This window comes from Staphylococcus sp. GDB9P120P (genome assembly GCF_017893435.1).
Classification (GTDB): Bacteria; Bacillota; Bacilli; order Staphylococcales; family Staphylococcaceae; genus Staphylococcus; species Staphylococcus cohnii.
On the sequence record NZ_JAESNB010000002.1, the window covers coordinates 672,466 to 693,297 of the forward strand.

Genomic DNA, 20,832 nt, shown 5'->3' on the forward strand with positions numbered 1-20,832 from the left:
AAAAACTAATGGAAATATATTACAATGCAAGGGTAAAGGGAGGGCGTCATTATGGGAGAAAATGTTCTCGTTGTACATGGTATGAGACGAGGTGTTCAGAATAAAGCTTTGAAATATTTTATATCTCAACTTTTTAAAAATAGTAATATCAACTATCAAATCGCATTTTTAGAAAGTGATACGAACGATTTCTATAACGTGATTTCGACTTTAGTAAAGCAAGGTAAATTTGAATTTAATATTGTACCGTTATTATTATTTTCAGCAAAACATTATTTAAAAGATATCCCAGAAATCTTACAGCATATTAAAGAAATGTTTCCACATATGAGATACCGTATTACACCACCACTAAGTACGCATCCTCATTTAATTAACATTATTGACGAAAAAATTAATGCGGCAATGTTCAATAGACCATCAATAAATAAAGTGATTTTTATTGCACATGGTAGTGAAAACTATGAACAACCTATTGTTCAACTTAAGCAACTAATTCAGCAATGTAATATTGTAAATAAATCAATTGATATGTTGACGCTATATGGTGAATATAATTATCAAAAAATATTGCCTAAGATATTAGAAGAAACACAGAACATATTGATTGTTCCTATCTTTTTATATGATGGTTATTTAGTTAATAAAATGAAAAGTAAAATTTCAAAAATGCGTATGGCGAATCATATTGAATATACTGAATCATTAAATTTTCATCCAATATTAGAAATGATAATCAAGGATCAAATTACACAATTGGAGGTGTATCGCAATGTATCCAGTCCAACTTAATTTAGCGAATAAACATCTTGTAATTATAGGTGGAGGTAAGGTTGCCTATCGAAAATTCCAACAGTTAAAGACTGAATCAATAGCTTCATTAACTATCGTAAGTCAGACATTTTTGCCAGAGTTTTTTCAAGCCAAACAATCAAATTTGAAATTAATAACAAAATGTTATGACCGAAATGATATTGAAAAGGCAGATATTATTATTATTGCTACGAATGACCCACATGTTAATAACCAAATAAAAAAGGATTCACGACCAACACAGCTTGTTAATCACACAGGAGATAAAACACAATCAGATTTTTATAATATGCCTGAAATTCAATATAAAAATATAAATATTTTATTCAGGTCAGATGGCAATGATTATAACAAAGTTAAAAAAATATCTCATGCAGTGGAAAATTTTTTGATAGAGGTATATAAGGAGGATTATCATGTCTAAAAAAAGGTTAGTTATGATTGGAAATGGAATGGCAGGTCTACGAACGATAGAAGAAATATTAGAAAGAGATACTGAACGTTATGAATTTACGATTATCGGTAAGGAACCTTATCCTAATTACAATAGAATTATGCTTTCGAATATTTTACAGAAAAAAATGACTGTTGATGAAACGATTATGAATAGTTATGAATGGTATGAGTCATATGGTATTAAGCTTATTGTAAATGATCCTGTCGTATCAGTGAATCGTGAGAACAATGAAATTGTAACAGAAAAAGGAAAGCATCTTAACTATGATATTTGTATTTTTGCAACAGGTTCAAGTGCATTTGTGTTACCAATACCGGGAGCTCAATTTAATAGTGTAATAGGTTGGAGAACAATAGAAGATACTGAACGCATGATTGAGATTGCACAGACTAAAAAACATGCCATCGTTATAGGTGGTGGATTATTAGGTTTAGAATGTGCACGTGGACTGATGGATCAAGGTATGGACGTAACTGTAATTCACCTTGCAAAATGGTTGATGGAAATGCAGTTAGATAAAAAAGCTGGTGAATTGCTTAAAGCAGATTTAGAAAAACAAGGTATGCACTTTAGGATGCAAGCACGTACTGAAGAAATCTTAGGTGAACAAGATGTAACAGGCATCAAATTGTCAGACGGTTCGATTTTAAAAGCAGACTTAGTGGTTATGGCTGTAGGTATTCGTCCATACACGCAAGTGGCACAAGCATCTGGACTTGAAGTCAATAAGGGGATCGTTGTAAATGATTTTATGCAGACAAGTGATAAGCATGTTTATGCAGTAGGAGAATGTGCTGAACATAAAGGGAAAACTTATGGGTTAGTAGCACCATTGTATGAACAAGGCAAAGTACTTGCAGATTATTTAACTGATAATCCTACTGAAGGATACCAAGGTTCTACTACATTTACGTCATTAAAAGTTTCGGGATGCGATTTATATAGTGCTGGTCTGATACATGAGAGTGATGAAGTAAAAGGTGTCGCAATCTTTGATAGCATGCATAAACATTATAAAAAAGTATTTCTTAAAGAAGGTCATATCGTTGGTGCGGTGTTATATGGGGATATAGAAGAAGGTTCTAGATTTTTTAATATGATGAAGAAAAAAGAAACCATACAAGACTACACGATCGCATCATTGCTGCACAAAGGTGGAGAATCAAGTGGTTTTGATGTCGCAGAAATGGCTGATGACGAAACTATTTGTGGCTGTAATGGTGTAAATAAAGGCACTATTGTTGAAGCGATAAAGCAAAATGGTTTAACGCGTATTGACGAAGTGACACAACTAACAAAAGCTGGTAATTCTTGTGGGAAATGTAAGGGACAAATAGGGCAAATCCTTGAACATACACTGGGTGATGATTTTATTGCAGCTAAACCTACAGGCATATGTGCATGTACAGATTTAACACGAGATCAAATTGTAACTCAAATTAGAGCGAAATCACTTAAAACTTCTAAAGAAGTTCGTCATGTTCTAAACTTTAAGGATAAAAATGGTTGTCCTAAATGTCGTCCTGCCATTAATTATTATCTTAATATGATTTATCCGTTCGAACATATTGATGAAATTGAATCAAGATTTGCGAATGAACGTTATCATGCTAATATCCAAAATGATGGCACCTTCTCTGTCATTCCTCAAATGAGAGGTGGCGTAACTGATGCAGAGCAACTTATAAAACTAGGTGAAGTAGCTAAAAAATATAACGTACCCCTAGTCAAAGTGACTGGTTCACAACGTATTGGATTTTATGGCATTGAGAAAGAATTATTGCCACAAATCTGGTCAGAATTGGGTATGCGTTCAGCATCAGCATATGGTAAAAAGACTCGATCCGTGAAGAGTTGTGTTGGTAAAGCTTTTTGTAGATTTGGAACACAAAATACGACAAGATTAGGAATCCGTTTAGAAGAAACATTTGAATATATTGATACACCACACAAGTTTAAGATGGGAGTTTCAGGATGTCCTAGAAGCTGTGTCGAATCAGGTGTTAAAGATTTTGGTGTTATTGGAGTAGAAAATGGATATCAAATTTATATTGGTGGTAACGGCGGTACAGAAGTTACAATTGGACAATATTTAACAACTGTAGAAACTGAAGCGGAAGTATTAAAACTTTGTGGCGCATTGATGCAATATTATAGAGAAACAGGTAACTATGCAGAACGTACTGCACCATGGTTAAATCGATTAGGATTTGAACATGTGAGTAGTATTTTGTTTGATAAAGCAAAACAAGATGTACTTTATGCACGAATTTTAGAAGCTAAATGCGCAGTGGAAAAAGAGCCATGGTCTGAGATTGTAAATAGTAAAAAAGAACAAAAAATATTTGAAGTGGAGAAGGTGTAAAATATGAGCGCTAAAAATAGGATTAAAGTAACGTCAATAGACACACTTACACCATTAGTCGGTAAAAAAATTAAATTACACAATAAAGAAATTGGTATTTTTTTAACGGAAGAAGGTAGTATTCATGCCATTCAAAATCGATGTCCTCACAAAGATGGTCCACTTTCAGAAGGGACAATGAGTGGTGATTATGTTTTTTGTCCATTACATGATCAAAAAATAGACTTGAATAGTGGTTTAGTACAAGCGCCAGATGAAGGTTGCGTTGAGGTGTTCAGAACAGAGGTACAGGATGGGGATGTGTATGTATGGGTTTGAATAAGGTTGGAAAAGTATACCTTATCGGTGCGGGTCCCGGCAATCCGGAATTATTAACGAGAAAAGCTGAACGTTTAATTCGAAAAGCAGATGTTATATTATATGATCGCCTTGTGAATCCATTTATCATTCAGATGGTTAGTCCAGGTGTAGAAATAATTGATGTTGGAAAAAAACCTTACCATAAACATATTCAACAAGAGGAAATCAATAAATTGCTTGTTGATGCAGCTTATTCACATCACTGCGTTGTACGGTTGAAGGGCGGAGATCCAGCTATTTTTGGAAGAACACATGAAGAAGTCTCAGCGCTAAATAAACAGAACATTGAGTGCGAAATCGTACCAGGTATTACTTCTGCTAGTGCAGCTGTTGCAAGCATGAAACAAGGGCTTACCGCTCGTCAGATTGCTACACATGTTACTTATACGACAGGACATTTTTGTAAAATGCATACTGATAAAGTAGAATTGGACAAATTATTATCAGGAGGCACATTAGCCATTTATATGGGTATTAGAAATTTAAAAACGATTATGCATGAAATATATCAACAAACCAAGAAAGATTATCCAGTTGTAGTGATATATAATGTATCTACTTATAAAGAGAAATTAATCCAAGGTACAGTAACAACGATTGACCAATTGATTGAAACACAAAGTTGTTCGTTTATGCCAGGTGTCGTTTTGGTAGGAGATTTAATGGCTGAATTACCTTGTGTTACTAGTTTAAGTCAGTCTCAAACTAAAAGCTATTTGATTACTGGTGAACATCAATCAGCTTTAGAAAAGGCATTATCGCTCTATAGTGAAGGTCATTTTTGTTTGATTGATGTTATAGATACATCTATTTATCATAAAACACAGATTGAATTTATGAACGATATTAAAGAACAATATTTATTTGATGAACATATTAAATTAATGTAATAATTTAATTTGCTGTACTAGAAAGTTTTTTCTTAATATGATTCAGAATCATTGATATCTTGACTATATAATGAGACTCGAACCATAATTTTAAGCAGCACGCCAATACCTTTAAAATTTTAATATTTTTATAAATAAAGGAACTAATCCGTTAAATATTTTTAATGGATTAGTTCTTTTTTGTATTAACAAAAATCTACCATAAACTGTGGCATATTACATATTTAAAATGAATTTTAGAAATAATTAGGGCTTTTTGATATTCAATTAGGTAAATCCCTAATATATAGAAAGGTTTAATAAACGTACAATTTAAGTAAGAAATGAAAAGTAATTACGACAAAGATGTTCATAGAATATATTTCTTATTTGTAATGATGTTGAGAGGATGTATAAAATGAAGAAATTTGGTATGAAATTTTTTAAACCAACTGAAAAATTCAATGGTAATTGGTCAGTGCTTGAAAGTAAAAGTAGAGAATGGGAAAAGATGTATCGCGAACGTTGGAGTCATGACAAAGTAGTGAGAACAACACATGGTGTTAACTGTACAGGGTCTTGTTCATGGAAAGTGTTTGTTAAAAATGGAGTGATTACTTGGGAAAATCAACAAATTGATTATCCAAGTTGTGGCCCAGATATGCCTGAATTTGAGCCGAGAGGTTGTCCGCGTGGTGCGTCATTTTCTTGGTATGAATACAGTCCCTTGAGAATTCGATATCCATATATTCGTGGTAAGTTATGGGAACTATGGATAGATGCATTAGAAAAGCATGATGACAATACTGTTGCAGCATGGGCATCTATAGTAGAAGACGAAGAAAAAGCTAAGATATACAAACAGGCTCGAGGAAAGGGTGGGCTTGTAAGAACGAACTGGAAAGATGTTTCCAAACTAATTTCGGCTCAAATTATATATACGATTAAAAAATTTGGTCCTGATAGAATAGCAGGATTCACACCAATTCCTGCTATGTCTATGCTGAGTTATGCTTCTGGTGCCCGTTTCATTAGCTTATTGGGAGGAGAAATGCTCAGTTTCTATGATTGGTACGCAGATTTACCACCAGCATCTCCGCAGATTTGGGGAGAACAAACAGACGTACCAGAATCAAGTGATTGGTATAATGCTTCATACATTATGATGTGGGGATCTAACGTGCCATTAACTAGAACACCAGATGCTCATTTTATGACAGAAGTACGTTATAAAGGTACGAAAGTCATTTCTGTTGCGCCTGATTATGCAGAAAATGTAAAGTTTGCAGATCATTGGTTGGCACCACATCCTGGGACAGATGCAGCAGTTGCGCAAGCAATGACACATGTGATTTTGCAAGAATATTATGTGAATCAGCCTAACGCTTATTTTATCAACTATTCTAAACAATATACAGATATGCCATTCATTATTATGTTAGATGAGGATGCTAATGGTTTGAAAGCAGGTCGCTTTTTAAGAGCAGAAGATTTAGGGGTAGATACACCAAATGGTGACTGGAAACCTGTTATTTTCGATAAAATACAACAACATTTAACCGTCCCTAATGGGACAATGGGTCAACGCTGGGAAGAAGGTAAACAATGGAATCTTAAACTAGAAGATGAACAAGGATTTAAAGTTGATCCAGCGCTAAGCCTTGCAGAAGATGAATATGAAATCAAACAAATTCAATTTCCTTATTTCAATAATGAAGGGAATGGCGTTTTTGAAAGACCTATTGCTGCTAAGAAAATTGAATTAGCTAACGGTGAACAAAAATATGTTGCGACTGTGTATGATTTGATGACGAGTCAATATGGTATACGACGTTTTGAACATAAATTAGAAGCACAAGGATACAACGATGCGTCCTCGTATTATACACCTGCTTGGCAAGAAAAAGTGACAAGTGTGAATGCCAATGTGGTGGTACAAGTTGCCAGAGAATTTGCACAGAATGCTATCGATACACAAGGTAAATCAATGATTATTATGGGTGCAGGCATAAATCATTGGTTTAACTCAGATACGATATATCGCGCTATTTTGAATCTTGTATTACTCTGCGGATGCCAAGGTGTTAATGGTGGCGGTTGGGCGCACTACGTAGGTCAAGAGAAATGTAGACCAATTGAAGGATGGAATACCATAGCTTTTGCTAAAGATTGGCAAGGACCACCACGCTTACAAAATGGTACAAGCTGGTTTTATTTTGCTACGGATCAATGGAAATATGAAGAATCAAACGTAGATAGTATTAAGTCACCTTTAGCAGAAAATATCAAGCATCAACATCCTGCAGATTATAACGTATTAGCAGCCAAATTAGGTTGGCTACCATCTTATCCACAATTTGATAAAAATAGTTTGTTATTTGGAGAAGAAGCAAAAGATGATGGCGCATTTAATAACGATGAAATTTTAAAACGAGCAATAGCATCTGTAAAATCAAGAGAAACTAAATTTGCAATTGAAGACCCAGACGCTAAGGAAAATCATCCAAAAACTTTGTTTTTATGGCGCTCTAATTTAATTTCAAGCTCAGCAAAAGGGCAAGAATATTTTATGAAACATTTACTAGGTGCTAAATCTGGTTTGATGGCCGAAGCAAATGAAGATACAAAACCAGAAGAAATCAAATGGAGAGATGATACAGAAGGCAAACTAGATTTACTCGTATCATTGGATTTCAGAATGACTTCTACTCCGTTATATTCGGATATTATCTTGCCTGCAGCAACTTGGTATGAAAAACACGATTTATCTTCGACAGATATGCATCCTTTTGTACATCCGTTTAATCCAGCCATTGATCCTTTATGGGAGTCTCGTTCAGATTGGGATATCTTTAAAACATTAAGTAAAACCTTATCCGAAACTGCTAAAACACACTTAAACGGCCTCTATAAAGATATTGTAACTACACCGCTAGCACATGATACTTCACAAGAAATCTCTAATGTGAATGGTCAAGTGAAAGATTGGACTAAAAATGAAATAGAGGCAATTCCCGGAAAGACTATGCCAGGATTTGCTGTGGTTGATAGGGATTATACAAAAATCTACGACAAGTTTGTTACGGTAGGACCTTTATTAGAAAAAGCTGAGATAGGTGCACATGGTGTGAGCTATACTGTGGCAGAGCAATATGAAGAACTTAAAAGCATGGTAGGTACGTGGCATGATGAAGATGAACATTCAATTAGAAATGAGCTTCCTAGAATAGATACCGCAAGACGTGCTGCAGATGTCGTATTAAATCTATCTTCAGCTACAAATGGTAAATTATCACAAAAATCTTATGCAGATTTGGAACGACAAACAGGAATGAAACTTAAAGATATTTCTAGTGAACGTGCATCTGAAAAAATAACATTTTTAAATATTACCGCACAACCGAGGGAAGTTATTCCAACAGCTGTTTTTCCTGGTTCTAATAAAAATGGTCAAAGGTATTCTCCGTTTACTACGAATATAGAACGTTTAGTGCCTTTTAGAACACTAACTGGGAGACAAAGTTATTATATTGATCATGAAATTTTTCAGCAATTTGGTGAAAATCTACCCGTTTATAAGCCGACTTTACCGCCGATGGTTTTTGGTTCACGTGATAAGAAAGTGCAGTTAGACGAAAGTACGCTTGTCTTACGGTACTTAACGCCACACGGTAAATGGAATATTCACTCTACTTATCAAGATAATCAACATATGTTGACATTATTCAGAGGTGGTCCGACGGTATGGATTTCATCTGAGGATGCAGCAGCACATGATATTCAAGATAATGAATGGCTAGAAGTTTATAATCGTAATGGTGTAGTTACAGCTAGAGCTGTAGTATCACATCGTATGCCTAGGGGAACGATGTTTATGTATCATGCTCAGGATAAGCACATTGAGACACCTGGGTCTCAACTGACAGACACACGTGGTGGTTCTCATAATGCACCTACACGCATTCATTTGAAACCAACACAACTTGTTGGAGGTTATGGTCAGATCAGTTATCACTTTAATTATTATGGACCAATAGGAAATCAAAGAGATGTTTATGTCGCAGTGAGAAAACTGAAGGAGGTTGACTGGCTTGAAGATTAAAGCACAAGTTGCAATGGTATTGAATTTAGATAAATGTATAGGATGTCATACGTGCAGTGTGACTTGTAAAAGTACCTGGACAAACCGTCCAGGTGCAGAATATATGTGGTTTAATAATGTTGAAACAAAACCAGGCATTGGTTATCCAAAAAGATGGGAGGACCAAGAACATTACAAAGGTGGCTGGTTTTTAAACAAAAAAGGTAAATTAGAACTAAAGTCTGGTAGTAAATGGTCAAAAATTGCTCTTGGTAAAATTTTCTATAATCCAGATATGCCTGTAATTAAAGATTATTATGAACCATGGACATATAATTATGAACACTTAACTCAGGCTAAAGCAGGAAATCATTTACCAGTAGCAAAAGCACATTCCATTATTTCTGGTGATAAATTAGATTTAAAGTGGGGGCCAAATTGGGAAGATGATTTGGCAGGTGGTCATGTTACAGGGCCTGAAGACCCAAATATTCAACGTATTGAAGAGGACATTAAGTTTAAATTCGATCAAACTTTTATGATGTATTTACCAAGATTATGTGAGCATTGTTTGAATCCAAGCTGTGTTGCCTCATGTCCCTCAGGAGCGATGTATAAACGCGACGAAGATGGCATTGTGTTAGTTGACCAAGAAGCGTGTAGAGGTTGGAGGTACTGCATGACAGGTTGTCCATACAAAAAAGTATACTTTAATTGGAAGACAAATAAAGCAGAGAAATGTACTTTTTGTTTCCCAAGAATTGAAGCGGGATTACCGACAGTATGTTCTGAAACATGTACTGGACGTATGAGATATTTGGGTGTTCTGTTATATGACGCGGATAGAGTTGAAGAAGCTGCTACAGCCGAAAACGAACAAGATTTATATGAAAAACAGTTAGATTTATTTTTAAATCCATATGATGAAAGTGTCATTGAACAAGCACAAAAAGATGGTGTATCTATGGAATGGATAGAAGCAGCTCAAAATTCACCTATATATAAATTAGCCATTGAATATAAACTTGCATTTCCGTTACATCCAGAATATCGTACAATGCCTATGGTATGGTATTGCCCACCTTTGAGTCCAATCATGAGTTATTTCGAAGGTAAAACCGCTATAGATGCTAATAGAAATCCAGATATGATATTCCCTGCAATAGAAGAAATGCGTTTGCCAATACAGTATTTAGCTAGCTTATTTACTGCTGGAAAGACAGAACCGGTCAAAGCAGCATTGCAAAAAATGGCTATGATGCGAAGCTATATGAGGGCTCAAGTGACAAATAAACCTTTTGATGAAGATAAATTAGCGAGATTGAGTCTGACTGAACGTCAAACAAAAGATATGTATCGTTTATTAGCAATTGCAAAACATGAAGACAGATTTGTAATTCCAACTTCGCATAAGGAAGCGTATATGGATACGTATCGTGCACAAGGTAGTCAAGGCTACGGTGGAGAGTATTTTGGTGCAAATTGTGAAGGATGTGGGGTTCCAGTAGGAACGACTTCTGAAAAGTCAGGGCAAGCAATATACAATGATAATTTCTATGGAGGGATATTCCGTGATTAACATAGAACAGTTTAAATCATTTCAAGAAACACTGGGATATTTTGCGCAACAATTGGAATTTCCAAAAAAGATGACTTTGCATTCTAATATTTTTGAAAGCATCATTCATAATCAACACCCAGCTTATAAGGATCTTATGACATATCGTCAGCAGGTACATGAGTATACATTTTTAGAATTTCAACAATTATATTCTAATACATTTGATTTTAATAAAAATGCCCCCTTGTATATGACTTATAACAAATTTGATACACAAAAAGAACGAGGACAATTATTAGCGAAATTGAAAGTTTTATATGAAATGTTTGGACTTAAAATGGCAGACAATGAACTATCTGATTTTTTACCATTGATGCTAGAGTTTTTATATGTTGCACAATGGCAAAATGATCCAAGAGCAAAAGGAAACATTGAATTTGTCATCATGATTATTGAAGACGGTACTTATGCTATGGCAAATCATTTAGCAGAACGAAATAGTCCTTATTATTATTTAATTAAAGCGTTAAGAGAGACATTAAAAGTATGTATTGAGCCAACAAATGAGGTGAAAGCGAATGTTTAACCAATTTTTATGGGTCATATTCCCTTATTTATGTGTTGCAATATTTTTCCTAGGACATATTGCAAGATTTAAATTCGATAAATTTTCATGGACTGCAAAATCAAGTGAATTCATAGAGAAAAAAAGATTACAATGGGGAAGTTTAATGTTTCACCTGGGAATTATTCCAGTAGCAATGGGACATTTTGTTGGTTTAGTCATACCTGCTTCTTGGTTACGAACGTTAGGTGTTAATGACCACTTATATCACATTGGTGCAGTGTATATTGGTAGCATATTTGGTATAATAACATTGATAGGTATGCTGTTGTTAACCACACGACGCATTACACAGAAAAACATTAGAAAACTAAGCTCAGCCTCAGATATTATTGTGAATTTTTTATTGTTAATCATTGTTTGCATGGGTTGTTATGCGACTTTAGTGACCAATGCAGTTACACCAGATTTTGATTATCGGACATCAATATCTATTTGGTTTAGAGATTTATTTGTCTTTTCACCTGACGCAACATTAATGGCTAATGTACCTATAACATTTAAAATTCACGTGTTGTTAGGCTTTACCATTATGGCATTGTGGCCATTTACGCGACTGGTTCACGTGTGGAGCGTACCGTTAACATATGTGAGTAGAAGTTATATCATTTATCGTAAACATAAGGTGTGAAAGGAGGTCATGCATTGGGTTCATTGCCTTTAAATAAAAAAATTGATTATCAAGCAGCTTTAAATTTAATACGTACAAGAGAAGGTTTTGACTTTGCAGGTTTAGCATTTTATGAGCAAGAAAATCAAGTATCACCGATTAAATGGCATTATGTTTCTGGCAATTTAAATAATAGATATAAGTTAATAGTCTTAAGAAAAGGTAAAGGACTCGCGGGCAATGTTATGAAAACGGGTAAACGCATGATCATTGAAGATGTAAATCAAATTTTATTACCCTCAGAAAAACATAAATATCCTATTGTTTTAACTGAATTACTAACTGCCATGGTGGCTATACCTTTGTGGTATAACAGACAAGTTTACGGTGTTTTGTTATTAGGTCAGAGGGATGGAAATCCATTACCTTTAGCACATGGTGACATTTCGATAGCTGATGTTTTAGGAATTTTTAAAGAAGAAGATTAGGTGATGATCGTGCAAGTAAATCAAATGGAAGATATGACTGAATTATTATTGCAGTATTTCAATAATACAAGAGAAAAAATAGTGTTTGTTGATAATAAGGGGAAAGTTATTGCTAAGAATCAAGCTGCAAAAGATATCATTTCCAATGATGAGGACTATCGAGATATGACTAATGTGATTTGTAATCGATGTGATGGATATACTAATGAGTTTGATTTACAATCTTGCAAAAATTGTTTTCTTGAAGCAGAAGAAGTTGGTAATACAAGCTTTCAAGTATTTATGAAAACTAATCGAGGTACGATTGAACCATTTACTGCAACGTATCAAACGATTGATCCGGTAAATGATATCAAAGTATTTACATTGCAAAATGTATCTCCACAAATTGAACGTCATGATAAGATGTATCAACGTAAAATGATGCAAAAAACAATTTCTGCTCAAGAAAATGAAAGAAAACGTATTTCAAGAGAGCTACATGATAGCGTTGTTCAAGAAATGCTGAATATTGATGTTGAGTTAAGGTTGTTAAAGTATCAGCAAGAAATACAAGATTTAGTTGCTGATTCGAAACACATAGAAGGACTTATGTCCAAACTCATTGATGATATACGTAACCTTTCTGTTGAATTGAGGCCTTCATCTTTGGATGATTTAGGATTAGATGCAGCATTCAAAACATATTTCAAACAAGTTGAATCTAATTACGGCATGGAGATTATTTATCATTCAAGTCTAGATGCACAACGCTTTGACAATGAAATAGAAACGGTTGTTTATCGAGTAGTACAAGAAGCATTATTTAATGCAATTAAGTATGCCAATGTGGACAAAGTTGAAATTGACTTACATTATAATCGTAATAGGTTAATAGCTGAAGTCGTTGATAGAGGCATAGGATTTATTAAAACTGATCAGCCACAAGGTACTGGATTAGGTATTTATGGTATGTATGAACGCGCAGAATTAGTAAATGCTGAAGTAAATGTCGATAGTCAAATTGGAAGAGGTACGATAGTGACTTTAGAAGTTCCAATTTAAGGGAGTAAGGAGAATAAATTTTGAGAATAGTTATTGCAGATGATCATGCTGTTGTCAGAACAGGATTTTCTATGATTCTAAATTACCAAGATGATATGGAAGTTGTCGGTACAGCTGCTGATGGCTTAGAAGCTTATCAAAAAGTAATGGAACATAAACCTGATGTATTAATTATGGATTTGAGTATGCCTCCAGGAGAGTCAGGACTGATTGCTACTAGTAAAATAGCAGAAAGTTTTCCTGAAACAAAAATCTTAATATTAACAATGTACGATGACGAAGAGTACTTATTTCATGTATTAAAAAATGGCGCAAAAGGTTATATCTTGAAAAACGCGCCAGATGAACAACTCATTTTAGCAATAAGAACTGTATATCAGGGTGAAACATATGTAGATATGAAATTAACGACTTCTTTAGTGAATGAATTTATTAGTAATAGTTCCAAAGACGAAACGGCTACATCAGACCCTTTTAAAATTTTATCTAAAAGAGAAATAGAAATATTGCCTTTAATTGCAAAAGGTTATGGTAATAAAGAGATAGCAGAAAAATTATTTGTATCTGTAAAAACAGTAGAAGCACATAAAACACATATTATGCAAAAATTAGACTTAAAATCAAAACCGGAATTAGTAGAATATGCGATGAAGAAAAAACTTGTGGACTTTTAATCGAGTTACTTCTGACAACAAATAATATGGTAATGTCATAATTTATTAATAAGTCTATGCAAATTTTTACGATATAATGTATTGTTAAACAACAGATAACTGAGGATAAGATATAAATTTCATGCTCAAGATAAAGGACTAATCCATTTGCATATGGATTAGTCCTTTTTATATTAAAATGTAGTGAATTTGAGCGTGTATACTTGTTTGGGATATGATTTACATTGTCTGAGCTTGTAGCCCATCGATCATATTATTCCCAAGGCATCCACACGTTATTAAATCGTTGCAAATCATGTGTTCAGTATAAAAGAAAAATTGATATAGAACAGTATTTTAATGATGAAGTAAAAGTTACTTTGCTCCTCATTTGCATGCCATCTTAGGCATGAATCAAGATGATTGAAAACTCATTTCCGCTTTAAGCTCCTCACATAGTTTCTTCTTTTACACAAATTAAAATTTAAATTGAATTTATTATTGAAAAAAGAATAGGGGAAATTTTAGAGAACTTAAGGGATAATCCTTATGTTTATTATTTCACAAAGATTTTACAATAGCCATATAGCCAGTATTCTACAAATATTAATATTCCAAAAAATTCGTATATTACACCGGTTTTACCTTTCATAATTTAGTCCTTAATACTTCATAATAAATAATATTATTGTAGGCGCTTGTAGAATACTAGGCTTAATTATAAAAAATTAAATGTAGGTGAATGTAATGAACAAAGCTAGTGGTGGATTTCAATTAACTTTACAATCTTTAAGTTTAGTTGTGGGTTTTATGGCGTGGAGCATTATTGCACCGCTAATCCCTTTTATATCTCAAGATATTAATATAACAGGAAATCAGCTTTCAATTATATTAGCCATACCTGTAATATTAGGTTCTGTTTTAAGAGTGCCTTTTGGCTATTTAACGAACATAATAGGCGCTAAATGGGTGTTTTTCTGTAGTTTTATCATTTTATTATTTCCAATTTATTTTTTGAGTCAGGCTCAAGGGACAGGGATGCTCATGGCATCAGGATTCTTTTTAGGCGTTGGAGGTGCGGTGTTTTCTGTTGGTGTAACATCAATCCCTAAATATTTTCCTAAAGAACGCGTTGGTTTAGCAAATGGTATTTATGGCATGGGTAATATCGGAACTGCAATTTCTTCTTTTTTAGCGCCCCCAATCGCATCAATTATTGGATGGCAAACGACGGTCAGAAGTTATTTAGTAGTGATTGCTTTATTTGCTATTTTTATGTTCTTTTTTGGTGATCCGAAAGAGAAAAAAGTAAAAGTGCCTTTAGTTGAACAATCTAAGCGTTTATTTAAAGATTTGAAATTATATTATTTATCACTTTGGTATTTCATTACTTTTGGTGCATTTGTAGCATTTGGTTTGTTTTTGCCGAATTATTTAGTGCAACAATTTGGTATTAGTGAAGTAGATGCAGGTATACGTTCAGGTGTATTCATTGCACTTGCAACATTTTTGAGACCTTTAGGTGGTATATTAGGCGATAAATTTAATGCGGTGATGTTATTAATGATAGATTTTACATTGATGATTGTTGGCGCAATTATTTTAGGATCTTCAAATCATATTTTACTATTTACGATAGGTTGTTTATTAATTAGTGTTTGCGCTGGTTTGGGGAATGGACTTATTTTTAAACTTGTGCCTTTCTATTTCAGTAAAGAGGCAGGGACTGCAAATGGTATTGTTTCTATGATGGGCGGATTGGGTGGATTCTTTCCACCGATTGTTATTTCATATGTCACAATGCTATCAGGTAGCAGTCACTTAGCATTTTTATTATTAGCGTTATTTGGAATCATAGCATTAGTAACAATGGGGCAAATGTTAAAAAAAGTAAGTTAAAACTATAAATTTCACAAAAAAATGAAGTGTTACTTCAGACTGTCGACAAAATCTCCGACTTTGTTGGCAGCTTTTTATACACGCTTTCCGCGGGCACTGCCTTAGCCTGTAGTCTTCGGCTAGTGCTATTCCCGCAGGAGTCGGCATAAATCACTGCCAATATTATAATATATGTAAATTAAGCAGTGGTCGTGATTATTCTGATGAATAAATCAATTGATAAAAGAGATCAATATGAAATGATTTCTATCTCTGAATTAGTCCTTAATAATCATAGATTACGTAAAGTCGATGCGATATTAGATTTAAATTTTGTATATGAACTTGTCGAAGACAAATATTTGAAAAAACTATATAAATAAAAAATAGATAAACCCTTCGCAAATTAATGCGAAAGGTTTATCTACTTTCTGAAGCAACATTTCAAAAATGAAGTGTTGTTTTTCAAATTGATTGTTAATCAATTTGAATGTTAGAAGAGGAAGACTCTTTTTTCTCTTTTTTAGGCAAAGTGACATTTAACATGCCATTTTCATAAGATGCTTTAATGCCGTTTTCATCGACATTATCAAATTGATATTGACGTTTTACATCACTAAAGCTACGTTCTTGATGGATAATGCGTCCATTTTCATCTTCTTTATTATTTTCAAATGACTGTTTACCTTCTATTGTTAAAATATTATCTTCAAACTGTAGATTAATATTTTCTTTTTCCATACCTGGTAACTCTGCTTCCACAATGTAAGCATCTTCTAATTCTTTAACATCTGTTTTAATACTATTAGCACCTGGAAATTGATCAAAAAATTGACGTCCGAAATCTTTAAATAAATTACTAGGATTTACATCGAAAAATGAATTATCGAATGGTTTCATATTGAATGCCATAAAGCATCTCTCCTTATATTATGATTTGTTTTGTTACGATTTAATCAATATTAATTTGTTTTTTTGTATGATGAATAGGTAAAGTAACATTTAATATACCATGGTTCAGCGTAGCTTTAATATTTGGTTCATCTACGTTTTTAAATATAAATTGTCTATTTTGGTTGTTAGAATTGCGCTCTTTAATCAAGTAATTATCTTGGTTTTGAGTTATTGTAGAAGTATTTTTAACACTGATCGTCAATGTCTTTTCATCAAATTGAATATCTATATTGTCTTTACTGTAACCTGGTAGTTCAGCAATGACTTGATATGCATCACTTGATTCATATACATCTACTTTAAAATCATGATGCTCAGTTAATAAATTTTCTAGTATATCTGTAGAAAGATTTTGTGTATTTTGCATCATTTTTCACCTCTCCTTTAACCTTATATTTATATTATAATATATTAGTCAAAGAAAGTCAAAGTCAAACTATAGTATTTAACACTTTATGTGTACAGTTCTACCAAAAGCTGATGATAAAAGGGTGATTATTACTTTTATCATCATTACTTTAAATAAAATAAAAAAATAGAGGCAAGTTTAAGTTTAAATTAGCATAAATAAATTACACACTTTAAACGTAGCTTTACCTCTTAATATATTAAATTTCTTTAGTGAAATGTTTATTTACAAAATTTTGTAGTGTTTCTTTTAAGTGAATGGCTTCATCGATATCCATATCAAATTCACTAAAAACTTTTTTGGACACATGGGATAATGAATCCTGAACTTTTGCACCTTGTTCTGTAAGCGCAATTTGTAAATTACGTTCATCATCAATTTCACGTGTTCTACTAACATAACCTTTTTTTTCTAATTTTTTAAGTAAAGGTGTTAGTGTCCCGGAATCAAGATAAACACGTTGTCCAAGTGTTTTAATGTTTATCTTTTCATTTTTTTTAATGGCGAGCATAACTATATAACCAGTGTATGTTAGGTCATGCTCTTTTAAATATGAAGTATATTTTTTTATAATTTCTTTTGAAGAAACGTAAAATAGAAAGCACAGTTGTTCTTCTAAGTAACTTACTTTGTCCTCCATTTAATCACCCCTTTTGAAATTTAACCTTATTATGAACAAAGTACATTGTCAAGGAACTGTTGTGTCCATATTCATAATATTTTTATAATATATATCATTGTGAATAAGTGGAAATTTAAGAACATTTTGTTACAAAAGGTATTAATACTTTATAATTTATTTGTTATCGTTCATAATACTAATATTATGAATTTTAATAAGTAGTCTAGAAATTTAAGAGTATGAGGATTAACAATAGAGTATTTATTATGATTGTTTTTACTTAAAAGGAGATAAATAATGAAGACGTTTTTGAAAATACTGGGACTATTAATCATTTCGTTAATTTTGGCCGTAGCTTTTTTCTTTGGTTTAAGAACATATCAAGGTCACAAAAATTTAGAATTAGTTGATAATTACATGGATGAAAACCATTTAACTGAGAAAATTAAAACAGAGAAAACATTATATAGTGCTAAAAAAGGGTTATATTATAAAGAAATTAAGTTTAAAGATGATTCGGAACATACTTATGTTGTGCAACCAATTAGTACATATAAAGGTATATTAGTGCAAGGTTTTGATCCAGAAACTAAGAAAAATGTAAAAGATGCAAAACATAATGCTTTTAAAGAGAAATATAAACCTAAAGATTAAATAACTCATTATTTAGTGATGTTATCATTTTATAAACTAAAGCAAATCAATATCATGTTGGCTGATTCCGTATATACATATGGCATCAGCCATTTTTGTATTAAATATATTTTAATGTATGTGTTTTAACATATGCTTTACTATATTAAAACTCAAAAACAATAGCATAGTGTCTTACTTATTATCACATGTGAATTAATGACAGTATAATATAATAATTCATACACAATTGAAGTAAAATGAATATAAAAATTAATAGCGATTGTTGATGTTACTCAAATATAAAATTAGTTAAAAGAGTAGTGATTTTATATCCTATTACAACATTATATCAGGCTTGTAGTAAGGTTTAATAACGCCATATCATAGTCTTTAACTGCAATTTTGTGTATTTGTCAAAATAATTATGTTACTTATATATATATAAAATGAGTAAAAATAAAAATTAAGTGTAATAACAACTATTTTTGCTGAAAAAATTTATATCTATATAAAAATTATTTTGATATAATTAAGCAATGTCAGAAGAAGGGGAGAAACATCATGGCAATTATAAGAAGAATCAGTTTACCAATGCAAGTTATTATCGCGTTGGTATTAGGTGTTATCGTAGGTCTATTACTTTATGGACACGACGAAATTGCAAATTACATTAAGCCTTTTGGCGATGTCTTCTTGAATTTAATAAAAATGATTGTAATTCCAGTTGTTTTTTGTTCACTAGCATTATCTATATCAAATGTAGGTGAATCTAAAACAGTGGGGCGTTACGGTTTTAAAACAATTTTATATTTTGAAATTATAACAACAATAGCTATAGGACTAGGCATACTTTTTGCAAATATATTTAAACCAGGGAAAGGTTTAGATCCAGATAAATTACCCAAAGGTGATATTTCAACATATGAATCATCAGCAAAAGCTGCTGAATCATCTACATATGGAAATCACTTTATCGATACAATTGTAAACATAGTGCCTCAAAATCTTTTTGAGGCATTGACTTCAGGTGAATTACTACCAATCATATTCTTTGCAGTATTCTTTGGTGTTGCTTTATCAGCAATTGGCAAAAAAGCAGAACCTGTGAAAGCTGTTTTAAGTGGTTCATTAGAAGCTGTATTTTGGATGATTAATAAAATATTGAAATTAGCACCTATTGGTGTATTCGCATTTATTTGTACGACAATTATGACTTTTGGTGCTTCAGCATTAATACCGTTATTAAAATTACTATTAGTAGTTATCGGCGCAATGATATTCTTTATTATCGTGGTATTAGGTATTGTAGCAAGATTATGTGGAATTAGTATTTTTTCTATTATTAAAATATTGAAAAATGAACTCGTATTAGCATTTTCAACGTCAAGTTCAGAATCCGTGCTACCAATAATAATGAAAAAAATGGAAAACTTTGGTTCTCCAAAGGACATTACATCATTTGTAGTACCTATTGGATATACATTTAACCTCGATGGATCTGCATTATATCAATCAATAGCTGCTTTATTCGTTGCACAGATGTATGGCATCGATATGTCAATTGGGCAACAAATTATGTTAATGGTTACTTTAATGGTTGCTTCAAAAGGTATGGCAGGTGTACCAGGGGTATCAATTGTAGTACTTATTACAACATTGACAACAATGGGATTACCGGCTGAAGGTTTAGCACTGATTATCGGTGTGGATAGACTATTAGACATGGTACGAACTTGTGTGAATGTATTAGGTAACGCATTATCTACCATTGTTATCGCAAAATGGGAAAATGCGTATGACAAAGAGAAAGGTCAAGCATACCTGAAATCTATATAAACTAAATTGAAATTCTGACATTTTTGCACTGAATAGAAAATAAATCTATTCAGTGCTTTTTTATAAATAATGTTAGATTAGGGTAATAATATAAGACGAAAAAAAGCCCCACAAGCATTTCCTATAAAAGCTTGTGGGACTGAATTTTTATTCGAAGTTACTTATTTTACATACCTTTCATGTCCATATCATGAATCTTCATCATTAGACCATGAGGAATGTCATCGTGATCAACGACTTCCATTTTACTATAAGTGTCTTCACCTTCAGATTTAATTAGTTTTACAAAATCACCCTTTTTAGGGTTGAAACCTGATTTAGAAGGTATTTTGACATTTTCTTCTACTTTATGGTCTTTTTCACTGACTACTTTTTCAGCAGTTGTACTATTCTTCATGTAGCCGAAGTATGTCTCTTTTTGGCCGCCTGAAACCATCATAATAACTAAGATAATAGCTACGATAACCATTACGGCACTAATAACAATTGCAAACATTTTATTTTTCAAAATTAGATTCTCCTTTATATACCCTTTTATTCAGTTATATCTGAAATTTTAGCATAATGCAAT

Annotated in this window: 20 protein-coding genes; 16 read left to right on the plus strand and 4 right to left on the minus strand. The window is 32.6% G+C overall.

Translation table 11 applies throughout. The annotated features are described in order from the left end of the window. Nucleotides 1-51 precede the first annotated feature (51 nt). The 14 genes from KA856_RS03025 to KA856_RS03090 all read left to right on the plus strand — a co-directional run bounded on the left by KA856_RS03025 (nucleotide 52) and on the right by KA856_RS03090 (nucleotide 16,187). Nucleotides 52-792: a sirohydrochlorin chelatase gene (locus KA856_RS03025; protein ID WP_107386395.1), complete on the plus strand. Its 741-nt coding sequence runs from the start codon at nucleotides 52-54 to the stop codon at nucleotides 790-792. Next, a complete protein-coding gene (locus KA856_RS03030; protein ID WP_107384353.1) occupies nucleotides 773-1,237 on the plus strand; it encodes a precorrin-2 dehydrogenase/sirohydrochlorin ferrochelatase family protein in 465 nt (154 codons plus the stop codon). Before KA856_RS03025 ends, KA856_RS03030 begins: the two co-directional genes overlap by 20 nt. Further along, nucleotides 1,230-3,635 carry a nitrite reductase large subunit NirB gene (gene nirB, locus KA856_RS03035; protein ID WP_181187370.1) on the plus strand — a complete coding sequence of 802 codons (2,406 nt, stop codon included), beginning with the start codon at nucleotides 1,230-1,232 and terminating at the stop codon, nucleotides 3,633-3,635. The genes KA856_RS03030 and nirB overlap by 8 nt, the downstream gene beginning before the upstream one ends. Nucleotides 3,636-3,638: 3 nt before the next feature. Next, a complete protein-coding gene (gene nirD, locus KA856_RS03040) occupies nucleotides 3,639-3,953 on the plus strand; it encodes a nitrite reductase small subunit NirD (RefSeq protein ID WP_107384351.1) in 315 nt (104 codons plus the stop codon). After that, nucleotides 3,944-4,885 (plus strand): uroporphyrinogen-III C-methyltransferase, encoded by a 942-nt coding sequence (gene cobA / locus KA856_RS03045; protein WP_107384350.1) that lies wholly within the window; start codon nucleotides 3,944-3,946, stop codon nucleotides 4,883-4,885. The genes nirD and cobA overlap by 10 nt, the downstream gene beginning before the upstream one ends. Before the next feature lie 397 nt (nucleotides 4,886-5,282). Then, entirely contained in the window at nucleotides 5,283-8,966 is a 3,684-nt protein-coding gene (locus KA856_RS03050) for a nitrate reductase subunit alpha (RefSeq protein WP_107385704.1), read from the plus strand. Beyond that, nucleotides 8,956-10,524, plus strand: a complete 1,569-nt coding sequence (gene narH / locus KA856_RS03055) for a nitrate reductase subunit beta (protein WP_107384348.1) — start codon at nucleotides 8,956-8,958, stop codon at nucleotides 10,522-10,524. Before KA856_RS03050 ends, narH begins: the two co-directional genes overlap by 11 nt. Then, complete coding sequence (gene narJ / locus KA856_RS03060; RefSeq protein WP_107384347.1) at nucleotides 10,517-11,092, plus strand: nitrate reductase molybdenum cofactor assembly chaperone; 576 nt, start codon at nucleotides 10,517-10,519, stop codon at nucleotides 11,090-11,092. Before narH ends, narJ begins: the two co-directional genes overlap by 8 nt. Continuing rightward, on the plus strand, nucleotides 11,085-11,762 hold the full coding sequence (gene narI / locus KA856_RS03065) for a respiratory nitrate reductase subunit gamma (RefSeq protein WP_107384346.1): 678 nt from the start codon (nucleotides 11,085-11,087) through the stop codon (nucleotides 11,760-11,762). The genes narJ and narI overlap by 8 nt, the downstream gene beginning before the upstream one ends. 14 nt (nucleotides 11,763-11,776) lie before the next feature. After that, nucleotides 11,777-12,229, plus strand: a complete 453-nt coding sequence (nreA, locus tag KA856_RS03070) for a nitrate respiration regulation accessory nitrate sensor NreA (RefSeq protein WP_107384345.1) — start codon at nucleotides 11,777-11,779, stop codon at nucleotides 12,227-12,229. 3 nt (nucleotides 12,230-12,232) lie between these two features. After that, nucleotides 12,233-13,273: a sensor histidine kinase gene (locus KA856_RS03075; protein WP_181187372.1), complete on the plus strand. Its 1,041-nt coding sequence runs from the start codon at nucleotides 12,233-12,235 to the stop codon at nucleotides 13,271-13,273. Nucleotides 13,274-13,293: 20 nt separating this feature from the next. After that, nucleotides 13,294-13,947, plus strand: a complete 654-nt coding sequence (nreC, locus tag KA856_RS03080) for a nitrate respiration regulation response regulator NreC (protein ID WP_107384344.1) — start codon at nucleotides 13,294-13,296, stop codon at nucleotides 13,945-13,947. Between the two features lie 726 nt (nucleotides 13,948-14,673). Then, entirely contained in the window at nucleotides 14,674-15,825 is a 1,152-nt protein-coding gene (locus tag KA856_RS03085; RefSeq protein ID WP_107384343.1) for a nitrate/nitrite transporter, read from the plus strand. A 203-nt stretch (nucleotides 15,826-16,028) separates the two neighbouring features. Further along, nucleotides 16,029-16,187 carry a hypothetical protein gene (locus tag KA856_RS03090; protein ID WP_210138497.1) on the plus strand — a complete coding sequence of 53 codons (159 nt, stop codon included), beginning with the start codon at nucleotides 16,029-16,031 and terminating at the stop codon, nucleotides 16,185-16,187. Nucleotides 16,188-16,281: 94 nt separating this feature from the next. On the opposite strand, the gene KA856_RS03095 is transcribed toward KA856_RS03090, so the two are convergent. The 3 genes from KA856_RS03095 to KA856_RS03105 form a co-directional block, all read right to left on the minus strand. After that, entirely contained in the window at nucleotides 16,282-16,716 is a 435-nt protein-coding gene (locus KA856_RS03095) for an Hsp20/alpha crystallin family protein (RefSeq protein ID WP_107385345.1), read from the minus strand. Nucleotides 16,717-16,756: 40 nt separating this feature from the next. Beyond that, nucleotides 16,757-17,128 (minus strand): Hsp20 family protein, encoded by a 372-nt coding sequence (locus KA856_RS03100; protein ID WP_107385346.1) that lies wholly within the window; start codon nucleotides 17,126-17,128, stop codon nucleotides 16,757-16,759. A gap of 238 nt (nucleotides 17,129-17,366) precedes the next feature. Then, complete coding sequence (locus KA856_RS03105) at nucleotides 17,367-17,807, minus strand: MarR family winged helix-turn-helix transcriptional regulator (RefSeq protein ID WP_107385347.1); 441 nt, start codon at nucleotides 17,805-17,807, stop codon at nucleotides 17,367-17,369. A 279-nt stretch (nucleotides 17,808-18,086) separates the two neighbouring features. On the opposite strand from KA856_RS03105, the gene KA856_RS03110 reads away from it, so the two are divergent. Together KA856_RS03110 and KA856_RS03115 are read left to right on the plus strand one after the other, a co-directional pair. After that, entirely contained in the window at nucleotides 18,087-18,443 is a 357-nt protein-coding gene (locus tag KA856_RS03110; RefSeq protein ID WP_107385348.1) for a DUF3139 domain-containing protein, read from the plus strand. A gap of 543 nt (nucleotides 18,444-18,986) precedes the next feature. Beyond that, entirely contained in the window at nucleotides 18,987-20,261 is a 1,275-nt protein-coding gene (locus tag KA856_RS03115) for a cation:dicarboxylate symporter family transporter (protein ID WP_019468836.1), read from the plus strand. Between the two features lie 166 nt (nucleotides 20,262-20,427). Here KA856_RS03115 and KA856_RS03120 read toward each other — a convergent pair whose 3' ends face one another. Beyond that, the gene (locus KA856_RS03120) at nucleotides 20,428-20,769 is read right to left on the minus strand and encodes a DUF4889 domain-containing protein (RefSeq protein ID WP_107384834.1); all 342 of its coding nucleotides are present in this window, start codon (nucleotides 20,767-20,769) and stop codon (nucleotides 20,428-20,430) included. Nucleotides 20,770-20,832: the final 63 nt, after the last annotated feature.